General features: G+C 40.9%; 1 rRNA gene. It reads left to right on the forward strand.

What is annotated here, in order from left to right:
- Positions 1-108, forward strand: a 5S ribosomal RNA gene (gene rrf, locus H5163_RS21125); the annotation flags it as partial.
- Positions 109-320 lie beyond the last annotated feature (212 nt).

A 320-nucleotide genomic window follows, 5' to 3' on the forward strand; every position in this document is an offset into this window, starting at 1 on the left:
ACAATAGCGTTTTGGACCCACCTGACCCCATGCCGAACTCAGTAGTGAAACGAAACAGCGCCGATGATAGTGTAGCATTTGCTATGTGAAAGTAGGACATTGCCAGGCTCCAAATTGAGAAAGCCGCTTCAGAAATGAAGCGGCTTTTTTACGTCTGTAGGAAAGCTAATGGCTTTGAGCTGTCAGCAGCGCAGTGTTATACCAATCGACTTAAATATTTAACCATTCTAGCGAGCTAAATAAAGCGCTAACTGCGTTATAATTTTTTCAAGTAGAACAACTACATGTCAAAATTTACGCCTTGTTATCACTGTATTTAT

The organism is Pseudoalteromonas sp. SG44-8 (assembly GCF_014164125.1).
Classification (GTDB): domain Bacteria; phylum Pseudomonadota; class Gammaproteobacteria; order Enterobacterales; family Alteromonadaceae; genus Pseudoalteromonas; species Pseudoalteromonas rhizosphaerae.